General features: G+C 64.5%; 23 protein-coding genes and 1 pseudogene. 11 read left to right on the top strand and 13 right to left on the bottom strand.

Annotated elements, in window-relative coordinates:
* Positions 1-50 precede the first annotated feature (50 nt).
* The 3 genes and pseudogenes from Q8O96_RS10855 to Q8O96_RS10845 all read left to right on the top strand — a co-directional run bounded on the left by Q8O96_RS10855 (position 51) and on the right by Q8O96_RS10845 (position 2,847).
* A complete protein-coding gene (locus Q8O96_RS10855; RefSeq protein WP_102861622.1) occupies positions 51-971 on the top strand; it encodes a LysR substrate-binding domain-containing protein in 921 nt (306 codons plus the stop codon).
* Between the two features lie 237 nt (positions 972-1,208).
* Positions 1,209-2,399 (top strand): annotated as a pseudogene (locus tag Q8O96_RS10850) (low temperature requirement protein A).
* An 82-nt stretch (positions 2,400-2,481) separates the two neighbouring features.
* Positions 2,482-2,847 carry a 5-carboxymethyl-2-hydroxymuconate Delta-isomerase gene (locus Q8O96_RS10845; protein ID WP_102861624.1) on the top strand — a complete coding sequence of 122 codons (366 nt, stop codon included), beginning with the start codon at positions 2,482-2,484 and terminating at the stop codon, positions 2,845-2,847.
* Between the two features lie 12 nt (positions 2,848-2,859).
* Here Q8O96_RS10845 and Q8O96_RS10840 read toward each other — a convergent pair whose 3' ends face one another.
* From Q8O96_RS10840 to Q8O96_RS10820, 5 genes are all read right to left on the bottom strand, one after another.
* On the bottom strand, positions 2,860-3,798 hold the full coding sequence (locus tag Q8O96_RS10840; protein WP_102861732.1) for a LysR family transcriptional regulator: 939 nt from the start codon (positions 3,796-3,798) through the stop codon (positions 2,860-2,862).
* 180 nt (positions 3,799-3,978) lie between these two features.
* Positions 3,979-4,887, bottom strand: coding sequence for a DMT family transporter (locus Q8O96_RS10835; protein WP_102861625.1), 909 nt, complete (start codon positions 4,885-4,887; stop codon positions 3,979-3,981).
* Positions 4,888-4,908: 21 nt separating this feature from the next.
* Positions 4,909-6,093, bottom strand: coding sequence for a cyanate transporter (locus Q8O96_RS10830; protein ID WP_305948776.1), 1,185 nt, complete (start codon positions 6,091-6,093; stop codon positions 4,909-4,911).
* A gap of 236 nt (positions 6,094-6,329) precedes the next feature.
* The gene (gene cynS / locus Q8O96_RS10825; protein WP_102861627.1) at positions 6,330-6,800 is read right to left on the bottom strand and encodes a cyanase; all 471 of its coding nucleotides are present in this window, start codon (positions 6,798-6,800) and stop codon (positions 6,330-6,332) included.
* Between the two features lie 35 nt (positions 6,801-6,835).
* Positions 6,836-7,495: a carbonic anhydrase gene (locus Q8O96_RS10820; RefSeq protein WP_102861628.1), complete on the bottom strand. Its 660-nt coding sequence runs from the start codon at positions 7,493-7,495 to the stop codon at positions 6,836-6,838.
* 108 nt (positions 7,496-7,603) lie between these two features.
* On the opposite strand from Q8O96_RS10820, the gene cynR reads away from it, so the two are divergent.
* On the top strand, positions 7,604-8,494 hold the full coding sequence (cynR, locus tag Q8O96_RS10815; RefSeq protein WP_207167231.1) for a transcriptional regulator CynR: 891 nt from the start codon (positions 7,604-7,606) through the stop codon (positions 8,492-8,494).
* On the opposite strand, the gene Q8O96_RS10810 is transcribed toward cynR, so the two are convergent.
* On the bottom strand, positions 8,473-9,255 hold the full coding sequence (locus tag Q8O96_RS10810) for a transporter substrate-binding domain-containing protein (protein WP_102861630.1): 783 nt from the start codon (positions 9,253-9,255) through the stop codon (positions 8,473-8,475). The genes cynR and Q8O96_RS10810 overlap by 22 nt on opposite strands.
* 181 nt (positions 9,256-9,436) lie before the next feature.
* Here Q8O96_RS10810 and Q8O96_RS10805 point away from each other — a divergent pair, with 181 nt between their 5' ends.
* The 4 genes from Q8O96_RS10805 to Q8O96_RS10790 all read left to right on the top strand — a co-directional run bounded on the left by Q8O96_RS10805 (position 9,437) and on the right by Q8O96_RS10790 (position 12,862).
* Positions 9,437-10,099 (top strand): class I SAM-dependent methyltransferase, encoded by a 663-nt coding sequence (locus Q8O96_RS10805; protein ID WP_102861631.1) that lies wholly within the window; start codon positions 9,437-9,439, stop codon positions 10,097-10,099.
* Positions 10,100-10,386: 287 nt separating this feature from the next.
* Positions 10,387-11,520 carry a ribonuclease D gene (gene rnd / locus Q8O96_RS10800; protein ID WP_102861632.1) on the top strand — a complete coding sequence of 378 codons (1,134 nt, stop codon included), beginning with the start codon at positions 10,387-10,389 and terminating at the stop codon, positions 11,518-11,520.
* Positions 11,517-11,810 (top strand): YcgL domain-containing protein, encoded by a 294-nt coding sequence (locus Q8O96_RS10795; RefSeq protein WP_016964446.1) that lies wholly within the window; start codon positions 11,517-11,519, stop codon positions 11,808-11,810. Before rnd ends, Q8O96_RS10795 begins: the two co-directional genes overlap by 4 nt.
* A gap of 119 nt (positions 11,811-11,929) precedes the next feature.
* Positions 11,930-12,862 carry a D-2-hydroxyacid dehydrogenase gene (locus Q8O96_RS10790; protein WP_102861633.1) on the top strand — a complete coding sequence of 311 codons (933 nt, stop codon included), beginning with the start codon at positions 11,930-11,932 and terminating at the stop codon, positions 12,860-12,862.
* Between the two features lie 113 nt (positions 12,863-12,975).
* On the opposite strand, the gene Q8O96_RS10785 is transcribed toward Q8O96_RS10790, so the two are convergent.
* Positions 12,976-13,569, bottom strand: a complete 594-nt coding sequence (locus tag Q8O96_RS10785; protein ID WP_250329268.1) for a nitroreductase family protein — start codon at positions 13,567-13,569, stop codon at positions 12,976-12,978.
* A 274-nt stretch (positions 13,570-13,843) separates the two neighbouring features.
* On the opposite strand from Q8O96_RS10785, the gene Q8O96_RS10780 reads away from it, so the two are divergent.
* Both Q8O96_RS10780 and Q8O96_RS10775 read left to right on the top strand, forming a co-directional pair.
* A complete protein-coding gene (locus Q8O96_RS10780; RefSeq protein WP_102861635.1) occupies positions 13,844-14,293 on the top strand; it encodes a YcgN family cysteine cluster protein in 450 nt (149 codons plus the stop codon).
* A gap of 50 nt (positions 14,294-14,343) precedes the next feature.
* The gene (locus tag Q8O96_RS10775) at positions 14,344-15,579 is read left to right on the top strand and encodes a hypothetical protein (protein ID WP_207167232.1); all 1,236 of its coding nucleotides are present in this window, start codon (positions 14,344-14,346) and stop codon (positions 15,577-15,579) included.
* 39 nt (positions 15,580-15,618) lie between these two features.
* Here the strand turns inward: Q8O96_RS10775 and Q8O96_RS10770 are convergent, their stop codons facing one another.
* The 4 genes from Q8O96_RS10770 to Q8O96_RS10755 all read right to left on the bottom strand — a co-directional run bounded on the left by Q8O96_RS10770 (position 15,619) and on the right by Q8O96_RS10755 (position 17,762).
* Positions 15,619-15,990 carry a DUF2892 domain-containing protein gene (locus tag Q8O96_RS10770; protein ID WP_115581808.1) on the bottom strand — a complete coding sequence of 124 codons (372 nt, stop codon included), beginning with the start codon at positions 15,988-15,990 and terminating at the stop codon, positions 15,619-15,621.
* Positions 15,991-16,072: 82 nt separating this feature from the next.
* Positions 16,073-16,540: an RNA methyltransferase gene (locus tag Q8O96_RS10765; RefSeq protein WP_102861638.1), complete on the bottom strand. Its 468-nt coding sequence runs from the start codon at positions 16,538-16,540 to the stop codon at positions 16,073-16,075.
* A gap of 108 nt (positions 16,541-16,648) precedes the next feature.
* Complete coding sequence (locus Q8O96_RS10760) at positions 16,649-17,026, bottom strand: YajD family HNH nuclease (protein WP_102861639.1); 378 nt, start codon at positions 17,024-17,026, stop codon at positions 16,649-16,651.
* A gap of 49 nt (positions 17,027-17,075) precedes the next feature.
* Positions 17,076-17,762: a spermidine synthase gene (locus Q8O96_RS10755; RefSeq protein ID WP_102878749.1), complete on the bottom strand. Its 687-nt coding sequence runs from the start codon at positions 17,760-17,762 to the stop codon at positions 17,076-17,078.
* Between the two features lie 75 nt (positions 17,763-17,837).
* Here Q8O96_RS10755 and Q8O96_RS10750 point away from each other — a divergent pair, with 75 nt between their 5' ends.
* Entirely contained in the window at positions 17,838-18,152 is a 315-nt protein-coding gene (locus tag Q8O96_RS10750; RefSeq protein ID WP_102861641.1) for a hypothetical protein, read from the top strand.
* Here the strand turns inward: Q8O96_RS10750 and Q8O96_RS10745 are convergent.
* Positions 18,149-18,622: a cyclic nucleotide-binding domain-containing protein gene (locus tag Q8O96_RS10745; RefSeq protein ID WP_102861642.1), complete on the bottom strand. Its 474-nt coding sequence runs from the start codon at positions 18,620-18,622 to the stop codon at positions 18,149-18,151. The genes Q8O96_RS10750 and Q8O96_RS10745 overlap by 4 nt on opposite strands.
* 103 nt (positions 18,623-18,725) lie before the next feature.
* Entirely contained in the window at positions 18,726-20,780 is a 2,055-nt protein-coding gene (locus tag Q8O96_RS10740; protein ID WP_115581809.1) for a S9 family peptidase, read from the bottom strand.
* Positions 20,781-20,843: the final 63 nt, after the last annotated feature.

Here is a 20,843-nt window from a genome sequence, read left to right as displayed (position 1 = left end):
CCCCCCGGCCTTTCTACACTGACCGCCGTCTGGGGACCGGGGGCACACCGATGAATCGCAATGAACTGCGCAAGGCCGACATCAACCTGATGGTGGTATTCGAGGCGTTGATGCTGGAACGCAATGTCACCCGGGTAGCGGAGAAGCTGTTTCTCGGCCAGCCCACCATCAGTTCCGCCCTCAACCGTTTGCGGGCGATGTTCAACGATCCGCTGTTCATCCGCGTCGGCCATCGCATGGAACCCACGGCGCGGGCCGAGCAGCTTATCCAGCACCTGTCGCCGGCCCTTGACGCGCTGTCCTCGGCCCTGAGCCTGACCCACGATTTCGATCCCGCCAGCAGCACCATGACCTTCCGTATCGGCCTGTCCGACGACGTCGAGTTCGGCTTGCTGCCGCCCTTGCTGCGAGCCCTGCGCCAGGAAGCACCGCAGGTGGTGGTCGTGGTGCAGCACGTGGATTACTGGCGGATTCCCGACCTGCTGGCGTCCGGCGATATCACCGTGGGCATCAGCCAGACCCGGGGCCTGCCTGCCAATGCCAAGCGCAAGCTGTTGCGGCACATTCAGCCCTGCTTGCTGCGGGCCGACGCCAGCGACACGCCGCTGACCCTCGATGAGTACTGCGCGCGGCCGCATGTGCTGGTGTCACACACCGCCAATGTCGCAGGTTTCGCCGATGAGTGGCTGGCGGAGATCGGCCGTACCCGCCAGGTCGTGCTGTCGGTGCCCCAGTACAGCTCGCTGCCGGCCCTGCTGGCCGGGACCAAGCTGATTGCCAGCCTGCCGGACTATGCCGCCGCCGCCATGGCCGCCTCGGGGCAGCTGTACTGCGAGCCGTTTCCGTTCAAGACCCCAACCCTGGACCTGTCCATGGTCTGGCTCAGCCATGTCGACACCGACCCCGCCGAGCGCTGGCTGCGTTCACGGCTGGAAGCCTTCATGAGCGAGCGGGCGCCCCTCGCGAGCTAATCGTGTTTTGTAGCCGCTGCCGCAGGCTGCGATGGACCGCGCAGCGGGCCCGAAACCGGCCCATGCGGTCTGCCTGGCGGATCGGGGGGCGGCCTTGCCCGTCCTGCGGACTGGGTCGCAGCCTGCGGCAGCGGCTACAGCGGCGCAGTGAACGGAGGCCGCCCGCTTGGCATTGGCGCGGGCGGCTGCTTTGCTGTGTAGGTCTTCGGGTGAAACATTGATCGGTGGAGTGTGCCCATGAGTCGTTCCCGTTCCCTGTTGCGTGGGCGTGGCAGCCACGACAGCGGCAAGGTTGGCATGGTCGAGCTGTTCTTCGACCTGGTGTTCGTGTTCGCTGTGACCTAGTTGTCCCATTCCCTGCTGGCCCATCTGTCTCTGGGCGGGGCGCTGCAGGTGGCGTTGCTGATGGTGGCGGTGTGGTGGGTATGGATCTTCACGTCGTGGATCACCAACTGGCTGGACCCGGAAACCCTGCCGATTCGCCTCGGGTTGTTCGTGCTGATGGTGGCGGGGTTGCTGCTGTCGTCGTCGATTCCCCAGGCCTTCGGTGAGCGCGGCCTGCTGTTCGCCGGTGCCTATGTGTTCATGCAGGTGGGCCGCACCGCCTATGCCCTTTGGGCAGTGCGCGGCGAGCCGGTGAACATGACCCGCAACTTCCAGCGCATCCTGTTGTGGCTGACGTTCTCGGGGGGGTTCTGGATCACCGGCGGCCTGCTGGAGGGCCCGCAGCGGCTGGCCTTGTGGGGGCTGGCCCTGGCTATCGAAGTGCTGTCGCCGTCGCTGTATTTCTGGGTGCCGGGGCTGGGGCGTTCGACCCTGGCCGACTGGGATGTGGAAGGCAATCACATGGCCGAACGCTGCGGCCTGTTCGTGATCATCGCCCTGGGAGAATCGCTGCTGGTGACCGGTGCCACCTTCGCCGAGCTGACCACCAGCGCCCAGGGTCTGCTGGGGTTCGTGGTGGCGGTGCTGGGCAGTATCGCCATGTGGTGGGTGTATTTCGACAGTGGCGCCGAGCGTGCCCACCACCGTATCGCTCATTCCGACGACCCGGGGCGTCAGGCGCGCATCGCCTACACCTATCTGCATCTGCTGATCGTGGCCGGGATCATTGTCAGTGCCGTGGCCGATGAGCTGGTGCTGATGCATCCGGAACACGCCAGCCAGGCCGGGGTGCTGGTGATAGTCGGTGGTCCCTGGCTGTTCCTCTTGGGCTGCGCCCTGTTCAAGTGGGTGATGAACGATCGGCCGTTACCGCCGCTGTCGCACCTTGCCGGGCTCGCGGTGCTGTTGCTGTTGTTGCCGGCCGCCTGGAATCAGCTGTTTTCCGCTCTGGCCCTGGGCAGCCTGACCACCTTGGTGATGGTGCTCGTGGCCGCCTGGGAAACCCTGGCCCTGCGCGAGCGGACAGCGACAGCGGGGCAATGAGGCCGGCGGATAATGCAGGCGCGGGGGCGGGGCTTGTGTAGTATGGAGCGCCTTTTCCCCCTGACAGACCAGGAGTTCTGCCATGCCGCACCTGCATATGGAATACACCGCCAACCTGCCCCAGCTGGACGTCGACAAGGCGCTGCTGCGGCTCAATCACGGGCTGGTGGCCTCCGGGCAGTTTGCCGATGAGTTCGATATCAAGAGCCGGGCAGTGAAGGTCGAGTCGTTCCGGGTTGGTACCGGTCTGGGGGAGCGGGCCTTTGTCCACGTCAAGTTGGCCCTGCTCAGCGGCCGCTCGCCGGAGATCAAGAAGCAATTGTCCGAGAGCCTGCTGGCCCTGCTGCAGGACCTGGCGCCCTGGCCGGCTGAGCTGGCGGTGCAGTTGTGCGTGGAGATCATCGACATCGACCGCGCGTCCTACAGCAAGGCGGCTGTCGGTCTCTGATGGGGGCTGGGCCTAAAGCAGGCCCGGTTCGGCGCAGACCTTGACCACTTGTTCGCGGAACCAGGTCTGCGCGCTGTCCTGATCGGTGTTCTGGTTCCATTGCATGTCCAGGGTGAACCCCGGCAGGCCGCTGGGGGCCTCGCAATGGTTGAACACCGCTTCGTTGGCCAGCAAGGCCTGGATGCGTCGTGGCAGGGTCAGGATGAAGTCGGTGCCGGTGATCATTTTCAGCGCTGCGCTGTAGCTGTTGGAGCGGGCGACGATCTGCCGCTTGTGCGCCTGGCGGGCCAGCCAGCCATCCACCATGTTGCTGTCCGACGTCCAGGGCGTAGGAAAAACGTGGCGCCGTTCGATGAACGATTGCAGGCTGAAACGCGGCTCCCTGGGCGGCGTGGCGCGCTTGTCGAAGACGCACACCAGGTCGTCCTCCAGCAGCATCTGCGACTTGAAGTCGGCATGGCTGCGATGGAAGTTCGGACCAAAGCAGATCACCAGGTCAATGCTGCCGTCACGCAGCTCCTCGGCAGGAATGTCGCTCTCAAGCTTCTGCACATTGACCGTCACCGGCAGGTCGGCGTAGTCGAACCCCTTGAGCAGGCGCGGCAGGATCAGCAGCTCGAAGTATTCCGGGGCGCAGAGGTTGAAGGTCACGGCCTGGCGGGTCGGATCGAAGGCCGGTACGCCGCTGTGGCACAGGTTGATGCTTTCCAGGATCTTCAGCACGTGGCTGTACATGCTGGTGGCCTTGTAGGTCGGGCGCATGCCGGTGCGGGTATTGATGAACAGCTCGTCCTCGAAGCCGTTGCGCAGTTTCTTCAGGCAGTAGCTGACAGTCGACTGACTGACGCACAGGGTTTCCGATACCCCGGTGACACTGCTTTGCTCGTACACCGCGATAAAGACCATCAGGTCCTGCATGTCGAGTTTTCTGAGCACGTTGCTGATGAGCATCTGTTCCATCCCGCTGAGCACCTGGCGCCGGTGGCGCACAAACCGGGTCGATGCTAGCGGAACGATCGTCCTAATCAAATGCCCGGTGTGGGGATTCGCGGACAGCATCCGGACATTAAATTCCGATAACACGACCTGCGCAGTTTCTCGCAGAATAATGTCCCCTGTCTCAGGGTCATTTCAGGCCATGGCCGCCCCGTGACGGCTGCCGCGCACCAGACCGAACATGCCCAGGGCCACCAGCAGAGCACCGAGCCCTTCTCCCAGGAGCGGACGCTGGCCCAGCCACAACCAGTGGAACAGGGTGAGGAACAGGGTGCTCAGGTAGATGTAGGAAATCACCGTGGACGGGGCGATGACGCCAATGGCCCGGTGCAACAACCAGAAGGTCGCCAGGGTGGCGAACAGGGCCAGGTACAGCAGCCACAGCAGGTCGTGGCTGCCGAGCAGGGCGGCGCTGCGCCAGCCGCCGCTGACCAGGCTGGCGGCAAACAGGAACAGCGCACCGAAGAGCATGTTCCAGAACGTCATGGCGGCCGGGCTGCGGCCTTGCAGGCTGCGAGCCTTGAAGCGCTGGCTGAGGGGCGAATAGGCCGCCATGGCCAGGCAGCCCAGGGCATAGACCGCCATGGCATACAGGGAGGGCAACTGCCCCGGCGCGCCCCCCTTGAGCACCAACAGCAAAGCCCCGGCGCCGGCCACCAGCATCGGCAGCAGGCGGCGTTGCTGGCTGCCGCCGGGCAGCAGCCAGCCTTCGAACGCCAGGGTCAGCAGTGGCACCAGGGTGAACAGAGTCCCGGTGTTGACCGCCGAGGTGTAGCGCAGGGCTTCGAACAGCGAGCCAAAGTACAGCGCCAGCAGCAGGCCCAGTACCGCGTGGGCGCCCAATCCGGCCCGGGTCGGCGCCGCAGCGCCCTTAAACCACAGCAGGGGCACGAACATCAGTGCCGAGAACAACAGGCGCAGGGCGGTCAGCAGCACCGGATCGATGGCCTGGCTGACCTGGGCGGCCGCGAAGAACGAGGCGGCGATCAGCGCTGCCCAGAGCAGCATGCCGAGGTTGGCTTGGGTGAAACTCACAGGGTTCATGCAGGCCTCCCGGGCCGATGCTCAGCGGATGTGCCGGGCGTAATGCCGAGGGTCGAAGCGCAGCACCATGAGGATCATCACCCCCATCACTGCCGTCAGTGACCACCAGGCCCATTCGAAACTGCCCAACTGGTCGCGGATCATCCCCGCCAGCAGCGGTGACAGGCCGGCGATCAGGTAACCGATACCCTGCACGAACGCGGTCAGGCCGCCGGCCCGGCGCGGGTCGGGCAAGTGGTCCAGGGACACGATCAGGCTCATGGGAAACAGTCCGCCAATGCCCAGGCCCAGCAGGCACGGCCAGAGCAGGCTCAGGTGTTGCGGGCTGAGGATCAGGCCGCAAAAGCCGGCGATGATCAGCACCAGCAGGGCCACCAGCACTCGGCGCCGATCCTGGCTGCGGTTGGCGATGGCCGGGGTGACCAGCCCGGAAATCACTTCCATGGCGGTGAGAAAGCCCAGCAGCAGGCCGGCGTTCTGTTCGCTCCAGCCGTTCTCCACGTAGTAGGGCGCCAGCCACGCCAGCACGCAGGTGTAGGACGCGGTGCCAAGACCGAAGAACACCGCCAGCAGCCAGGCCCGGCGATTGCCGCTGAAGGACTCACGCCTGCCGCCGGCGGCCGGCAGGCTAGGCAGTGAAAGGCGCTGGGCGGACCAGAACACCAGGGCCAGCAGGGCCAGGCCGGCCCAGATCGCCAGGGCCAGGCGCCAGCTGCCGCTGTGGTTCATCACCAGTGGGGCGAAGGACGCCGCGATGGCCGCGCCGCCCATGATCGAGGTGACATACAGGCCCATGAACAGCGAGACGTTATCGGCAAAACGCGACTTGATCAGGGCCGGCATCAGCGCCTGGATCAGGGCGATGCCGACACCGGCCAGCACGGCGCTGAGAATCAGCTCCGCCGCCGAGTCCATGAACAACCGCGAGACCGTGGCCAGCCCGATGATCAGCAAGGACAGGACCACCGTGCGGTGTTCGCCCAGGCGCTGACTGATGGCCATGCCGAAGAACATCGCCAGGCCCATGGCCATGACCGGCAACATGGTCAGCAGCGACGCCAGGCTGAAACTCAGGGGGACATCGCTACGGATGCCCGACAGCAGAGGGCCGACGGCGGCCATCGACGGCCGCAGGTTGAGGGCCACCAGGACCACGCTGACCATCAGCCAGAGCGCGGGACGGGAACTTGCACGAACGTTTTCCATAACCAGACCTTCAAGGAACAGGGGCTGATTAGGCGGCGAGGGGGACAGTAGGGGCAAATCAGAAAGTCCGCAGTGTTATTTAAAAACTAAATATCACTGCGGACCTGTAACCGCTGCCATAGGCTGCGATTCGGTGCACAGGACGGGGCAAACCGGGCGCCGCGGTTTATCGGTAAGGCCCGGTGACTCGTTGCGACCCGGCGCCGCCTGCAGCGGCGGCGACTAGGCAGGGTGGATCAGAACGGTTTGGTTGGCAGGTACTTGCCGTCCAGGGTGATTACCGCACGGGAACCACCTTCCGGGTCCTCGACTTTCTTGATGTCCAGCTTGAAGTTGATGGCGCTGATGATGCCGTCGCCGAACTGCTCGTGCACCAGGGCCTTGAGGGTCGAGCCGTAGACCTGGAGCATTTCATAGAAACGGTAGACGGTCGGGTCGGTGGGGATGCCGCCGGCGATGCTGCCCCGCAGGGGAATGCTCTGCAGCAGGCGGCTGGCGTCCTGGTCCAGGCCGAGTTTTTCGCATACCTGATCGGCAGCAGCAGCGGGCAGGGCATGCTGGCCCAGCAGAGCGGCGGTGACGAAGGCCAGGCTCAGCCCGGTACCGTCGGCAAGGTCCTGCCACGACAGGTTCTTGCGCGCCTTGGCGTCGATGATGGTGTCGGCCAGGGCCAGGCGTGGAGCTTGGGCGAATTGAGATTGCAGCATGGGTCTGTTCCTCTTGGGGGGATGAAAGGGGTTGTTCAGGCAGCGGTTGAAGCTTGGCTGGCTAGGGCGCAGGTCTGCGGGTGTTCGGTCAGGGAGACAAAGCGCTGGCTGGTGCCGTCGAGGGCGGCGATGGCGCCGCGCTCGATGTCATACACCCAGCCGTGCAGGTTCAGCCGGCCCTGTTCCAGGGCCAGGGCCACCGAAGGATGAGTCTTGAGGTTCGCCAACTGGGCGATCACGTTGTCGCGCACCAGGGCGTCCAGGTGCTCGGCGGGGGAGGCATGCTGGCGGGCGGCGTTGATCACCTTGGCCGACTCGGCGTGGCGCAGCCAGTTGGCCACGGCGGGCAGGTGATCGAGGCATTTGCAGGTGGAGATGGCGGTCATTGCGCCGCAGTCGGAATGGCCGCAGATGACGATGTCACTCACCCCCAGCACCGCTACCGCGTATTCCACGGTGGCCGACACACCGCCGGGTTCCGGGCCGTAGCTGGGGACGATGTTGCCGGCGTTGCGAATCACGAACAGGTCGCCGGGCTCCTGCTGGGTCAGAAGCTCGGGAACGACCCGACTGTCGGAGCAGGTGACGAACAGGGTGCCGGGGCTCTGCTTGTTGGCCAACTGCCTGAACAGCTCGCTGCGTTGCACAAAGGCCTCGCGCTGGAACTTGAGGAAGCCGTCGATGATGTTCTGCATGGGAGTCTCCTTGCGTCGCTGATGGGGCAAGGATGGAAGTGTTCGGCTATAGCGTCCAAGACCGGTTTATTATGCTTTCCATAAGTCCTGCCTATAGTTGGAGCCGTCATGCTCTTGCGTCATATCCGTTACCTGCTGGCCGTGGCCGAGCATTGCAATTTCACCCGTGCCGCCGAGGCGCTGCATGTTTCCCAGCCGACCTTGTCGCAACAGATCAAACAGCTGGAGGAGTCCCTGGGCACGCCGTTGTTCGACCGCTCCGGACGCAGCGTGCGTCTCACCGATGCCGGTCAGGCCTATGTCGTCTATGCGCGCCGCGCCCTGCAGGACCTGCAGGCGGCCAAGCGGGCGATCCATGATGTGCAGGACCTGAGTCGCGGTTCACTGCGCCTGGCGCTGACCCCGACGTTCACTGCCTACCTCACCGGCCCCTTGCTCAGCCGCTTCAACCAGCAGTACCCGGGGATCGACCTGAGCCTTGAGGAAATGACCCAGGATCGCCTGGAAGCAGCCCTGGCCGAGGATCGCCTGGACCTGGGGATCGCCTTTGCCGGCGAGCACCTGGCGGATATCCACAGCCAGCCGCTGTTCACCGAAACCCTGAGCCTGATGGTCGGTCTGCACTATCCGCAGCAGGGCCAGCAACCCTTGAGTGCCTCGGCCCTGGCTCGTCATTCCCTGGTGCTGCTCAGCGCCGACTTTGCCACGCGCCAGCATATCGACCTGTATTGCCGGCAACAGGGCATTGCGCCGCGTATCGCCATCGAGGCCAATTCGGTGAGTGGGATTGTCGAGATCGTGCGGCGCGGGCCGTTGGCGACCCTGCTTCCGAGTGCCATCGCCCGCGAGCAGCCGGGCTTGCGGGCATTGGCCTTGCAATCACCCCCGGCGCCCCGCAGCGTGGTGCTGCTGGAACGTCGGGGCGCCTATCGCAGCGCCGCTTGCCAGGCCTTTCGGCAGATGCTGCTGGACCAGGACTACGGCGCCGCCAGCCACTGATTCACCACCTGCTCATAGGCGCCGGTGGCCTTGCTCAGGTGCAGCCACTGGTCGACATAGCTTTTCCAGGCCATGTCATCCCGAGGCAGGAGAAAGGCCTTCTCGCTGTATTGCAGGTAGCGCTCGGGGTTGACCGCGCACAGCCCCGGCTTGTGCTTCTGCTGGAAGCGCGCCTCCGAGGCGTCGGTGATCATCACGTCGGCCTGCTTGGTCAGCAACTGATCGAAGATTTTCACGTTGTCGGCGAACAGGATCAGCTCGGCCTTGGGCACATGGGCCCGGGCGAAGACTTCGTTGGTGCCACCCGGTGGTTCGATCAGGCGCACCGAGGGCTGGTTGATCTGCTCCAGGGTTGCATAGCGCTTGAGGTCCTGGCAGCGCACCAGGGGAATCTTGCCGTCAATCCCCAGGGGCTGGCTGAAGAAGGCTTTTTTCTGCCGCTCCAGAGAAACGGAAATACCCCCGACGGCGATATCGCATTGCTGGCTCTGGAAGTCCGCCATCAGGGTCTTCCAGGTGGTATTGATCCACTTCACCCGGACCCCGAGGCTTTTCGCCAGGGATTCGGCCATGTCGATGTCGATGCCCTCGTAGTGGCCATCGTCGCGCAGGTAGCTGTAGGGCTTGTAGTCGCCGGTGGTGCAGACCGTGAGGTGGCCACGTTCGAGCACCCGGTCCAGATGGGAGGTCGGGTCCTGGGCGAAGCTGAGGGCGGGGGCACTGAGGCCGAGCAGAGTGCAGAGCAAGAGGCGGGGCAGCATGGGTCGTTCCTTGAAGTGAAGGGCGGGACGCGGTGCCGAAGCATTATTGGCATCGGCCCTGGGTCGGGCAAGGGTGGCCTGGTGCCCCGCCTGGACAAAACCGCTCGAGGGCTTTCGACCTTTTTTTCACGAACGACTGGTTAACCTGTGGCTTCTGGATACCTACAAGAGTTCGCCAGTCATGTCGTCCCATCCCCCACCATCCATCGAGCTGGAGTTCGCCCGGCGCTATGATCAGGAGCACGCCCGGGTCTGCGGCGAGCCCCGGCCTGCCGGGCTTGCCGCGCGCCTGGCGCTGTGGCGCACGGTGCGCCTGGTACGCCACGCCCTGAAAGTAGCCGGCGAGCCGGGACTGATCCTGGATGTGGCCTGTGGTGCCGGGCGCTACTGGCCGGTGCTGGCCGAACATGGCAACCGGGTGATCCTGGCGTCGGACCCGTCTCAGGACATGCTCAATCATGCCCAGACCCATCACCCGGCCAGTCTGCTGCAACGGGTCAAGACCTTGCACAGCTCGGCGTTCGACATCGGTCTGTCGGCCAATGCGGTGGACAGCATCATCTGCATGCAACTGTTTGCCCATGTGACCCGCAGCGAGGATCGCCTGGCGCTGCTGCGGGAGTTTCATCGGGTCAGCCGTGATTCGGTGATCCTCGCGACCCGGGTCGAGCCGTTGTTCAAGCACCTGGCCACTGCGTGGGGAGAGTCCGCGGCGTCACTGGCGATCGGCAGGGGACAGTTGGAAGGCGAGTTCAAGCAGGCCGGTTTCGAGGTCGTGAGCCAGCAGGATTTTCTGCCCGGCTGCGGGGTGGCGCGGGTCTATGTCCTTAGAAAACCCAGCTAGGTTCTGCACGAACACTGCCTGCGTTTCGACCATGCCGCGCACTGCGCGCCTTCGGTGCTACTTAGAAACAGGCTCGCAATGCTCATGTAGGCCCCTACACGCCGCTTGCTCGCCTATTTTTGCCTGGCCTGATCTTCACTCGGCGAGCTTTCGTACAGAACCCGATTGCGACTCTCGGACTATTCTTGCCGTCCGGCATAAGGTTTCGCACTTGCTCTTGTCGGGTGAATGCTCAGAAATCGCCGGAGGCGATATATACTGCGCGCCATTCTTCAAGGGAGAGCCGTGTGGCCATCGATATACACTGGATTCGCGACAACGATAGCCTCGGTCAGTTTTGCGCCGAGTGGCAGCAGTTGCCATTCGTCGCCCTCGATACCGAATTCATGCGGGTCGACACTTTCTATCCCATCGCCGCCCTGTTGCAGATCGGCGATGGGCAACGCGCTTACCTGATTGATCCTTTGACCATCGACAACTGGAAGCCCCTGGCGGCCCTGCTGGAGAACCCGGCGGTGGTCAAGGTGGTGCATGCCTGCAGTGAGGACCTCGAGGTCCTGCTGCGCCTGACCGGCAGTCTGCCGGCGCCTTTGTTCGACACGCAACTGGCGGCTGCCTACCTGAACCTGGGCTTTTCCATGGGCTATTCGCGCCTGGTGCAGGAAGTCCTGGGCATCGAACTGCCCAAGGGCGAGACCCGCTCCGACTGGCTGCAGCGTCCGCTCTCGGAAACCCAGGTCAGTTACGCCGCTGAAGATGCCGTGCATCTGGCCCAGGTGTTCACCGAGCTGCGGCCGAAGCTGTCCGAGGACAAGTACCGCTGGGTGCTGGAAGACGGCGCCGAGCTGGTGGCCAACCTGCGCCGCGAAGTGGACCCCAACGAGGTTTATCGCGAGGCCAAGCTGGCCTGGAAACTCTCCCGTGCCCAGTTGGCGGTGCTGCGTGAGCTCTGTGCCTGGCGCGAGCGTGAAGCCCGTGCCCGGGACTTGCCGCGCAACCGCATCGTGCGTGAACACGCCCTCTGGCCCCTGGCCAAGACCCAGCCCGATACGCTGGCGGCGCTGGCCAAGATCGAAGACATGCACCCGCGTACCGTGCGTCAGGACGGCGAGTTTCTCCTCGACCTGATCAAGCGCACCGCGGCCCTTGGCCCGGATCAATGGCCGCCGGCCGTACCCGAGCCGTTGCCGATCGAAGCCGCGGCCCTGCTCAAGCGCCTCAAGGCAGTGGGGCAGGCCGAGGCCGAGCGTCTGGGCATCGCCCCGGAAGTCATGCTGCGCAAGAAAACCCTGGAGAGCCTGCTCAAGAGCGGCTACCCCAACGGGCCTTACCAATTGCCTGATTCGCTGCGTGGCTGGCGCCGCGAATTGATGGGCCAGGCGCTGCTGGACAGCCTGGCCACCGCCGGAGAACAGCCTTGAAACGTATCTGCTCCATCTATAAAAGCCCGCGCAAGAACGAGATGTACCTCTACGTCCTGAAAAGCGAGGCCCTGGAACGCGTGCCGGAAAACCTGCTGCTGGCTTTCGGCAAGCCGCAACATGCCTTCGACCTGGTACTGACCCCGGAGCGCAAGCTGTCCCGGGAGGACATCCACCAGGTGCTGGAGAACCTCGAAAAGCAGGGCTATCACTTGCAGATGCCGCCGGCGGAAGACGAGTACATCGAGCACTTGCCCGAAGAGTTGCTGCGCCGCAATGATCCGGTCTGACCTCTAGAGGCTCGGTCCCGAGCCGCTGTGAAATGCAATTGACTGACCTGGCCACCGCCTTGATCGATGGAGCAATGCTCCGTCGGCGGCGGCCTGCACCGTTTTTTAAGGTTTGAACCATGCGCGTTCTGATTGCCGAACACGATCACGCTGTTTATGCCCGCCTGTTGCGTCAGGCGGCTCCGGAGCTGGAAGTGCTGACCAGCGGCGATTCCGCCGAACTGTCGCGGCTGGCGGCCGATTGCCCGGTCTGGCTGGGCCAGCCGGACCTGCTGGCGACCCTGCTGCGTCAGGGCCATCAGCCCCAGTGGCTGCAATCCACCTGGGCCGGTATCACCCCGTTGCTGGCCGACGGTCTGCCCCGGCATTACCGCCTGACCCGGGCGGTGGGCATCTTCGGCCAGGTGATGGCCGAGTACGTGCTCACCTACATCCTCGGCCATGAGCGCGAAGTGCTGGCGCGGCTGGTCAGCCAGGTGGAGCGCAAGTGGGACAACCGCCTGGGCCAGAGCCTGGTGGGGCGCAAGGTGCTGATCGTCGGCACCGGCGACATCGGCCAGAGCGTGGCGCAATTTCTGCTGCCCTTTGGCGTGAAGCTGTACGGCATCGCCAGCCAGGCGCGGGAGCAGGCCCCCTTTATCGAAGTGGCTGGCCTGGAAGACCTGGGACGCTTGGTGGGGGAGGTGGATTATGTGGTCAATCTGCTGCCCAACACCCCAAGTACCCACGACCTGTATGACGCGGCGCTGTTCAAGCAATTCAAGTCCACGGGGCTGTTCATCAATGTGGGCCGGGGTGTTTCCGTGGTCGATGGCGACTTGGTGCAGGCCCTCAAGGATGGGCATCTGGCGGGGGCGGTGATTGATGTCTGCCGCCAGGAACCCTTGCCGCAACGGCATCCGTTCTGGACGGCCTGGGGCTTGCTGCTGACGGGCCACAGCTCGGCGCCGACCTCGCCGGAACTCATGGTGCAGTTGTTCGTCGACAACCTGCGGGCCTACCAGGCCAAGCAGGCCTTGCGCGGCGAAGTGGATTTCGCTCGCGGCTACTGAAACGTGCCTGATCGTAGGAGCGAGCTGGCTCGCCAAAGCCGCGCTTGCCAGGCAAGCGCGGCGGCCTTCAGGGCTTCGCGAGCCAGCTCGCTCCTACAGAGACGATCGCGGCTTTAGAGGCTGAAATCGCCTTCGGCCACGGTCTCGCTCAATGGACGGCGCGGGCTCGGCTCTTCACGGGCCTGCAGGTAGTCGGCCAGGGTCGACTTGTCTCCCAGCTTGCCCACCGCTATCGCTGCGTGCAGTGCATAGCCTTCGGGAATCTTCAGCTCCTTGCGGGTCAGTTCCTGGTCGAAGCCGGCCATGCCGTGGGTGTGCCAGCCGCTGAGGCTGGCCTGCAGTGCCAGGTGGCCCCAGGCCGAGCCGGTGTCGAAGGTGTGCCACAGGGCCGGGCTTTCTTCCGTGGCGCCGGGGGCGGTGAAGGTGGTCTTGGACATCACGATCACCAGGGCCGAGGCATGTTGCGCCCAGCCACGGTTGAATTCGTTGAGCAGGCCGAGGAAACGCTCCCAGTTCGGCGTATCGCGTCGGGCATAGAGAAAGCGCCAGGGTTGCGAGTTGTAGGCCGAAGGCGCCCAGCGCGCGGCTTCGAAGAAGCTCAGCAGGGTTTCTTCAGGGATGGTTTCGCCAGTGAAGGCCCGTGGCGACCAGCGCTGAGTGAACTGCGGGTGGATGGCGTAATCGGCAACGCGAGGATTGGCGCTCATGGAAAAACTCCTGGCAGCAAGTGAGAAGGGTGGAATAAACCGGCAAGCGCAGATCAGCTGAGCGAAGGGGTATTCCTGACCCCGTGCGGTTTGCCGGGTGCAACGCGGTCGAGCGTTAATGGCACTCGGGCGCGGGGTGGTCCGAGGCGCAAAGCTACTGTGCGGGCCTGCTGCTGACAAGCCCCGGCCTACCGACAGTCGTAAGCGCTTGGCCCGCCGGGCCTTCGGCACTAGACTGGCGGCCTTTTCACCCTCGGATACTGATGCTTGAGCCATGGCCGCCAAAGTCGAACCTTTCTGGATACGCAAAACCCTCGAACAGCTCGACCAGGACGAATGGGAGTCGTTGTGCGATGGCTGCGGTCTGTGCTGCCTGCAAAAGCTTGAGGACGAGGACGACAACAGCGTCTATTACACGCGCATCGCCTGCAAACTGCTGGACCTGAAAACCTGCCAGTGCAGCGACTACCCCAATCGCCGGGCGTCGGTGCCCGACTGCATCCAACTGACCCCGGGCAAGGCCGACGAATTCAAGTGGCTGCCACCCACCTGCGGCTACCGCCTGGTGAGCGAAGGCAAGGACCTGCCGCTCTGGCACCACCTGGTGTGCGGCGATCGCGATGCGGTGCACCACGAACGTATTTCCCAGTCCGGGCGCATGCTGGCCGAAGGCAGCGTGGCGGAAGAGGACTGGGAGGATCATCTGATTTTCCGCGCCGGCTGAGGATTCGCCGCGTTGGCTGCAGAACCAGGTTACCCAGGAAAGGAGTGTGTATGAGGGTGGGGGCGAAACTGGCGCTGGCCGCTGCAATGCTGGCATTGAGCGTATCGGCCTTTGCGGCGAAGAAAGTCGATCTGGATTATCACGTGCGTTTCCTGCCCCAGAGCGATCAGGCCGAGGTGCGCCTGACCCTGGCCGAGGGCTCGGCCTTGCGCAGCCTGGACTTCGACCTGGGGCGTGACGGCGACTACAGCGACTTCAAGGCCGACGGCCAATGGCAGGCCGGGGCGGCGGATGCCGGTGGCCAGCGCGGTGTCTGGCGTCCGGCCAGCGGCAAGGCCAGCCTCAGCTACAGGGTGCGCCTGAGTCACAGCATCAAGAAGGGCAGCTACGACAGCCGCAGCAGCGCCAACTGGGCGCTGTTGCGCGGCGAGACCCTGGTGCCCCCGGCCAGGCTTGATCAACAAGATGGCGTCGAACTGGTGGCGCGCCTGGACTTCGATTTGCCGGCCGGTTGGAAAAGCATCGAAACCGCCTGGCCGCGTATCGGCAAGAATCGCTTCCGCATCGACAATCCCTCGCGACTGTTCGACCGTCCCGCGGGCTGGATGCTGGCCGGCAACCTGGGCAGCCGCCGTACGCGTCTGGGAGCAACCGAAGTCAGCGTGGTGTCGCCCCTGGGCCAGGGCATGCGCCGCATGGACGTGCTGACCCTGTTGACCTTTGTCTGGCCGCAAGTACAGGCGGTGTTCCCGCGTCAGCCCGGCAAGCTGTTGATCGTTGGTGCGGCCGATCCGATGTGGCGCGGCAGTCTGGCGGGGCGTGACTCGCTGTTCCTCCATAGCCGCCTGCCCCTGGTCAGCGAGAGCGGCAGCAGCCCGTTGTTGCGGGAACTGGTGCAGTCACTGTCGCGGATCAACGACAGCCAGGGCAGCGACTGGATCAGCGAGGGGCTGGCGCAGTACTACGGCATCGAACTGTTGCGCCGGGCCGGTGGCATCAGTGACGAGCGCTATCAGGTGCTGCACAAGCGCCTGGTCCGGGACAGTCACAAGGTCGACAGCCTGCGGGGCGAGCAGGTAGACAGTGCCACCGTGGCCAAGGCCGTGCTGCTGTTGCAGGAGCTGGATCGGGAAATCCGCCTCAAGACCCGCAACAAGCGTTCCCTGGACGACGTACTGCAAGCGGCGATGCGCCTGGAAAGCGTCAGCACCGCCGAGTTCATCCAGCTCAGTGAAAACGTGCTGGGCGAATCGTCCAAGGTCCTGGACACCAGCCTGCTGCATTGACCCTTGCCCGCGCAGGGGATCCGCAGGAACGCCTTCGCCTCAAGCCTTGGGCGTCTTCACTTCATCATTGCTGGCCGCCTTGGCATGGCGGCTGGCCGCTTCGGCATTGGCCTTCAGAGTGCGCAGTTCTTCCCCGGCGCGCTCGATCTTGCTGCGCACGTTGTGCATGTCCTGGCGGCTCTTGTGCAGCAGGCTTTTCGCCGAGCTATGTCCGGTAATCCCCCGGGCCAAGGCCACGCCACCGATGGCGACTTGAATCAGGCCGAACACGCCGCCGCGGCGTAGGCCCTTGCCCATCATCACCACGCCACCGGCCAGGGAGCCGATGCGCTCCCAGCCCTGGACGTTCTGGGTCGGTTGGCTCGGCAAGGGTGTGGCTTCGATCGTTTGCAGCTGTTTGCGCTCGCTCATGCTCTGTCTCCAAGGGCGGTGTGGGATACAAAGCTGACTGCACCAGGGCGTCGCTGGTTCCCGGGGATTGATCGACGGGTTTTCAGTACTTCGGACCGGAGCGGGTGTTGTTGCCTTTGGCCAGGCGATCGTAGAGCACCACGTTGACCGTGGCCGCCAGGTTCATGCAGCCGGTGGTGGGGATGTAGACCACGTCTTCGCACCAGTCGCGGATCTCCTTGTCGAGGGAGCCGTCTTCCGGACCGAAGATGTACAGCGCACGGTCCGGGTGGGTGTATTCCGGCAGCGCACGGGCGCCTTCCACCAGTTCCACGGCCACCGGGATGCAGCCCAGGGGGAGGATTTTCTTCAGGTCGTCGATGCCGATCAGGGGAATGTCCTGGTGGACCTTCTTGGTGTCGGTGACGAAGTCGCGGGCACGTTCATAGCGCTTGCCGGTGTAGAACACCGAGGCGACGCCATAGCAGCCGGCGGCGCGCATCACCGAACCGACATTCTCCGGTGACTTGGGGTTATACAAACCGATGCAGCTGTACCTTTTGTTTGCCACGAGCGAGGAGCCTTGGGGGAAAAGAGCGCGATTATACGGGGATTGTGCGGGGTGTGGCGGGGTGCTCGGCGGTTCGCGGGCAAGCCGGGCGGCTGGCCCGCGAAAAGCTTACTCGTCGTCTTTCTTCATCAACCCGGCCAGGGCGGCAAACGGGTTGTGGGTCGCCTTGGCAATTTTCGGGGTGCTCAGGGAGCCTTCGCCGAAGTACTGCTGGTCGGTGTAGCGCGAGTGCTCGTTGTCATGGCAGTACAGGCACAAGAGTTCCCAGTTGGAACCGTCCTGGGGGTTGTTGTCGTGGTTGTGATCGCGGTGGTGCACGGTCAGCTCGCTCAGGCGCTTGCCGGAAAACTCCCGGGCGCAGCGGCCGCAGACGTGGGGGTACATCTTCAGCGCCTTGTCGCGGTAGCCCATTTCCCGGTCGCGCTGGGCGTCGGCAAGGATACGGTCCAGCTTGGCGGTGTTGGACGGGGGAGTGGACGAACTCATGGGTTCACCTTTGTAGAAGGACTAATGACGGTAATGGACAAAGTTTAGCTCAGGCCTTGAGCTTCTCGGCAATCCAGATGGTATGCCGGGTGCCGCGATTGCCGTGAGCGTACACCTGCACTTCCTCGGCCTTGAAGCCGGCCTTGCGCAGGCGCTCGGAGAACTTCTGGTCGGCGCTGGCCGACCACACCGCAAGAATGCCCTTGGGCCGCAGAGCGCGGGCACAGGCGGCCAGGCCGGCGCTGGAGTAGAGCCAACTGTTGGCTTTCTGGGTCAGGCCTTCGGGGCCGTTGTCGACGTCGAGCATGATCGCGTCGAAGCCCTGGGGCTCGGCCTGCAGGACCTTGGCCACGTCTTCCAGGCGGATCACCGTGCGCGGGTCCAGCAGCGGCCGGCCGGACTTTTCCCCGAGCGGGCCGCGGTTCCACTCCACTACCCCGGGCACCAGTTCGGCGACCACCACCTCGGCGCTCTGGCCCAGGTGCTTGAGGGCCGCGGCCAGGGTGAAGCCCATGCCCAGGCCGCCGATCAGCACCCGCGAGTTCGGGCGCCCGGCGACCTTGCTGCAGGGAATCTGCGCCAGGGCGTCCTCGGAGCCGTGCATGCGGGTGTTCATCAATTGGCCGCCGTCGCCGCCCTGGATCTTGATGACGAAATCCTCACCGTATTCGAACAGGCACAAGGCACCGCCGTTGTCGGGAATCGCAGTGGTGTCCAGCAGTACGAAACGTTTCATGGAGATCTCATTGAGGAAGGCAAAAGCTCCCGGTTGGGAGTAGCCTGACGCCAGACAATAGCAATGGAGCCATTGATGAAGCGCACTATTCTAACGGTGATTGCCCAAGCGGCGCTCGCCCTGACCGCCGCCCTGGCGCTCAGTGCTGGCCCGGCCCTGGCCGACGAGCCGCAAAGCGCCCCGGTGGTGACCCCGACGCCGACCCTCGGCACCCCGGGCACGGCCACCCCCACGCCTTATCCGCAAGTGACCCCACCCAGCACGCCGAAAACCGGCAGCAGTGGCAGTGCGCCCTTGCTGCCGCCCATCGACATGCCCAAGCCGCCCAAGGATCAGACCCTGCCGGGGCTGGAGCAGAACGACAACAAGGCCAAGGTGCAAGGAGCCTAGATCTGCTGTGCGAGCAACTGGCCGTCGGCCATGCGCAGGCGCTTGGACAGGGAAATAGCCAGGGCGCGGATGATCTTGGCGGCGATCTTCGGCGCATCGTTGAGCATCTTCTCCAGGGAGTCCTTGCCCAGGTTGAGCAACTGGCAATCACTGGCCGCCACGCAGGTGGCCGAGCGTCGCTCGCCATCGAGCACCGCCATTTCGCCAAAGGCCCGGCCGCTGCGCAGGGTGGCGATGGTCAGCGGCTGGCCGTCCAGGGTGCTCTTTTGCACGGCCACCTGGCCGCTGTGGATGATGCACATGAAACTGCCGGCATCGCCTTCACGAAAGATCGCTTCGCCTTCGGCGATGCTGCTGATGCTGAAATAGCCGGCCGCCGCGTTGAAGTCGGCGGGCTGCAGTTGGTCGAACAGGCCGCAGTCCATCAGCCAGTCGCGGATCTCGTTGTTCAGTAAGGTGGGTTCAGACATGGGATCAGGGTCTTTTTCTTGTGTCTGTTGCACGGGCGCAGGCCCGGTCCGGCGGTTGCCGGCGGCGGTCCAGGGTTAAGACAGGAGCGCCGCCGAGAGTTCCTCAGTCCAGGCCCAGAATGTTCAGGATAAAGGCATATTCGAGGGCTACGTCACGTAATCCCTGGTAACGGCCGCTCATGCCGCCATGACCGGCGCCCAGTTCGGTCTTGAGCAGCAGCAGGTTGTCGTCGGTCTTGGTTGCGCGCAGTTTGGCCACCCATTTGGCGGCTTCCCAGTACTGCACGCGACTGTCGTTGTAGCCGGCGATCACCAGGGTCGCCGGGTAGGCCTGGGCCCGGACATTCTCGTAGGGGGCGTAGGCCTTGATCCGCTCATAGACCTCAGGCTCCTCGGGATTGCCCCATTCGTCATACTCGGTGACGGTCAGTGGCAGTTCCGGGTCGAGCATGGTGTTGAGCACGTCGACGAAGGGTACTTCGGCGATGGCCGCCCGGAACAGTTCGGGTCGCTGGTTGAGCACGGCGCCGATCAACAGGCCGCCGGCACTGCCACCGCTGATGGCCAGTTGCTGGGCGCTGGTCAGGCCCTGGGCGATCAGGTGCTCGGCGCAGGCGATGAAGTCGCTGAAGGTGTTCTGTTTGTGTTCCTGCTTGCCGGCGCGATACCAGGCTTCCCCCAGCTCGCCACCGCCGCGCACATGGGCGATGGCAAAGGCCACGCCGCGATCGAGCAGGCTCAGGCGGGCATGGGAGAACCAGGGATCGAGGCTCTCGCCATAGGCGCCGTAGCCATACAGGTACAGCGGTGTCGGTTGGCCCAGGCACTCGCGCTTGACCACCAGGCTGATGGGCACCTGGGTACCGTCGGCCGCGGTGGCCCAGAGGCGCTGGCTGACGTAGGCATCGGCGTCGAAGGGGCCCAGCACCGGGGTTTCCTTGAGCACCTGCTGTTGACCGTCGGCCAGTTGCAGCTGGCGTACCTGGGCCGGGCGATTCAGCGCCTCGTAGCGCAGGCGGATGCGATCGCTGGAAAACTCCAGGCTGTTGTGCACGTGCAGGCTGTAGGCCGCGTCCGGCAGTTGCACGCGATACACGGGCAGGTCCTGGGGATGCACTTCGATGATCGGCAGGCCGCCTTCGCGCAGGCTCAGGGTCATGGCGCCGGCATTGAGGGTCACGCCGTCGAGCATCACCTCGGGGTTGTGCGGGACCAGCAGTTGCCAGTCGCTTTCCTCGGGGATAACGCCTTCGTCCGCAGCCTGGTAGAGGGCGAAGTTGATGCCCTCACGGTTGCTGCGGATGAACCAGGTCCACTGGCCGTCGAGTTGACCGTGATCGACATCGTATTCATGGCCTTCGACCCGTGGCGCCAGGCAGGTGAACGGCAACTGCGGCTGCGCGGCATCCAGGGCCCAGGTTTCGCCGGTGGTCTTGCTGCCCAGGGACAGCAGCAATTGGCGCTCGGAGCTTGAGCGGTAGCAGTGCAGGAAGAAGCGTCCGTCCGGCTCGTGGAACACTTCCTCGGCGGCTGTGCCGTCCAGGCGGTAGCGGAACAGTTTGTGCGGGCGGTGAGTGTCGTCCAGCTCGCCGAAGAACAGGGTCAGGCTGTCGTTGGCCCAGGTCATGCTGCCGTCGCAGTTGTCGAAGGACAGCTCGCTGACCTTGCCGTTGGACAGCTCCTTGATGAACAGGGTGTAGATTTCCTCGCCGGTGGTGTCGAGGCTGTAGGCCAGGCGCTGGTGGTCGGGGCTGATGCTGAAGGCACCGAGGGAGAAGAAGCCTCCGTTGGCCAGGGCATTGGGGTCCAGCAGCAGCTGTTCGCGGCTTTCGTCCACCGTCAGGCTGTCGTCCGCCGGGCGCGGGCAGCGGTAGTGCCGGGCGTATTCGTCACCGGCGGTGGTGCGGGTGTAATACAGGTACGGGCCCCAGGGCGAGGGCAGGGACAGGTCGGTCTCGAGGATCCGGCCCTTGATCTCCTGGAACAGTGTCTCGCGCAGGGGCGCCTGGTGGGCCAGCCGGGCTTCCTGGTAGCTGTTTTCAGCGTTCAGGTAGTCGAGCACCGCGTCGGTGTCGCGTTCCTGCAGCCAGGCATACGGGTCAGCGCCTTCGGCCTTGTGGGCAATCGGGGCGCTGCTGTCGTTGGCGGGTAGGGGCATGGGTGGCTCTCGAACGAAGACAAATGAGGGCTTGGCAGACGGCGGTGCAGCCTGACACGGGAA

The sequence above is a fragment of the Pseudomonas sp. LPH60 genome (genome assembly GCF_030718165.1).
GTDB classification, from domain to species: Bacteria; Pseudomonadota; Gammaproteobacteria; order Pseudomonadales; family Pseudomonadaceae; genus Aquipseudomonas; species Aquipseudomonas danubii.
This window is presented reverse-complemented; position numbering and strand designations above follow the sequence as displayed.